Origin of the sequence: Bathymodiolus azoricus thioautotrophic gill symbiont (assembly GCF_001298715.1) — a bacterium.
In the GTDB taxonomy this organism is placed as follows: Bacteria; Pseudomonadota; Gammaproteobacteria; order PS1; family Pseudothioglobaceae; genus Thiodubiliella.
The window spans coordinates 1-2,378 of record NZ_CDSC02000332.1; the positions used below are offsets into that span (position 1 = coordinate 1).

The following is a 2,378-nucleotide window of genomic DNA, read 5'->3' on the forward strand; positions in this document are numbered from 1 at the left end:
TAGGAGATACGGAGCAAGCATCAGATGAAGAAAGAAAAAGGTTGGATAAGAAAAAGCAACAAGAAGAAACAACAACAAAAGAACAAGAAAAGTTTGATAAAGAATTAATAGATATAGCGCTTAAGTTGCAAAAGCTAGAAGAGCGGCGGGAAGCTACAGAAATTCTATATAAGGAATTGCATCAAAAATTACAGGAAGCAGAAGGTGAATTGCTCCAAGCCGATTTAGATGAAATAGCGGCACTCGGAATATCAAGTGAACATAGGAAGAAAACCGCTGAAGTAATAAGAATATCGAAAGCAATAAAAGAGCTATTGGTAGAATCCGAGGCTGTATCAAGCAAGCGAAAAGAGATAGGAATAGAGACAAAAGATACTGAATTTTTGTTTCTTGATAAATATATAGAAAAACTGGAGAGAGTCCAGTCTCTAATAATTAATGCAGAAGAAGAAACGATAAATATTCAAGGAAAGTTGGAAAAGGTAAATAATGCCATAAAAGAAAGTAAAGAATCACCAGTAGAATCAGGTGAAGAAAACCCACAGAAAGAAAAATTGCAAACAACACTAGACCAGCTAACAGCAGAGAAAAATGCAATAGAGCAGGAAATACATGCGTTATCAATAGAACGACTAGCAGTAGAAATGACAATGAATCAAGATCAACAAGTAAGAACGGAAGCAATAGTCAGCATGTCTGAAGAGGAAGTAAAAAGAATAAATAGTAGATTGAAAGTACTAGAGACTAAATTGAAAGCTACACATAATTTGAAACAGGGTTATGTGAGTAGGATTAGTGCAGTAAATAAGGCAATAACAAAGTTAAGAAGCCAATCGCTACAAGGCAAAGGGAAATCAAGGTATGCACGAGCTCAATTAGAAAGAAATAACAAAGATTTAGATCTCGCAAAGAGTCAAGCAAAAAAGATTGATAAAATATTTGATTCACTATTGGATGACAAGGAGTCTTTGACAGAGGAATTGGAAGTAACCATAGGATTCATCGATCAAGAGGGGAGTGACAAAGAATTAGAAAAATTCAAACAAGAAGCACTCAAACTAGAAAAAGATTTCCAAGAAATTAGAGGCAACAAAGCACAAGACACAGAAGACACCCTATCTAAAAAAGCCCAAAAAGCAATAATCACACAAGGTGCGATTGCTGGTATGAATAATTTGACACAAAGTATTGCCAGTGCCAAAGTATCAAGAGAAAAAATACTAAAATTCATTGCTGTATCTGATGAAAAAATAAAATCTCTAGAAGAAGGGCCCAAGCTTGAAGAGACAAAGAAAACAAGAAAAATGATGATTGTCAGGCAATTGAACGCCGATCAAGAACAGCGTGAGCGCATTAAAGAATTGAGAAACATAAGAGAATACTTAGAAAATCATACAACAACAAAACTCTCCGATAACGAAGCACTAAATAAGGATTTTGATCAAATACTACAAGACAGTGCAGATTTTACAAAAACCTATATAAAGAGCAAAGAAATTGTTCCCAATCTCAGAGATAAAGGCACCGAAGCCCTTGGAAGACTGGTTGCAGAGGATTTTGAAACAAATACGATTGAGAAAATCAACATTCTTTTTGATCAAGCACTATTAAATGCTACTGCACAAGATTGGTATAAGAAAATGCTTCTGAATAAAACACTCCCCATTTATAAACGCCTTGAAATATTCTCTGATTTGGAAGAAGAGGCCGCTAAAGCGAGTCTAAATAGGGAAAAAAGAGCTAAGAGACGCAATGGCATTGGATTGACGATCAATGAACTACGCGTAAAGAAAGAGCAAGAAGAAGTTTTGAAACAACAGGAAAGAGAAACAAGGCGAATTGTCAAAGACGCTAAAGAACAAAAACAAGAGGAAGCAAGAAATAGAATAGTAGAAGAAAATAAAAAAATAAGAGACGAACGCATTGCGGCGAAGAATGCAGCACTATTCGAACTCCGAGCAAAAGAAGATGCAAATGCTAAACTCAGACAGGAGAAAGAGCAAGCATACAAAGAAGAACAAAAAGAGAGAAAGCGTGTACAACTAGAAATTTCGAAGAAGCTCAATGAGGCCGAGAAAGAGAGGCAAAATCAACCCGTTGACCTTAGTAAATACAACCTAACTTATAGACAAGTAAAGTACGGGAACTGGAGGAGGGCACTTAATCAAGAGGTAATAGAAATAAGGTACGCAAGAGGCAGTCATCACAGTGTAAGAAAAGAAGTCGAAGGAAAATTGGTAGTCATAACATTAGATCTAAAAGCAGGCAATGAAATAAAAGCCTCTGCCATAGAAAATATGAACTTAAAATTTCAGCTTAACAGAGGCACCTTGGAGGCTCTTGGTGTTATTATTAACGAGATAAGAACACCAAACAAC

Annotated in this window: 1 protein-coding gene; it reads left to right on the forward strand. The window is 35.9% G+C overall.

The window, feature by feature from the left end:
• On the forward strand, window positions 1-2,378 hold a 2,378-nt coding region (locus tag BAZSYMA_RS10010; protein ID WP_195910132.1), incomplete at both ends, for a coiled-coil domain-containing protein.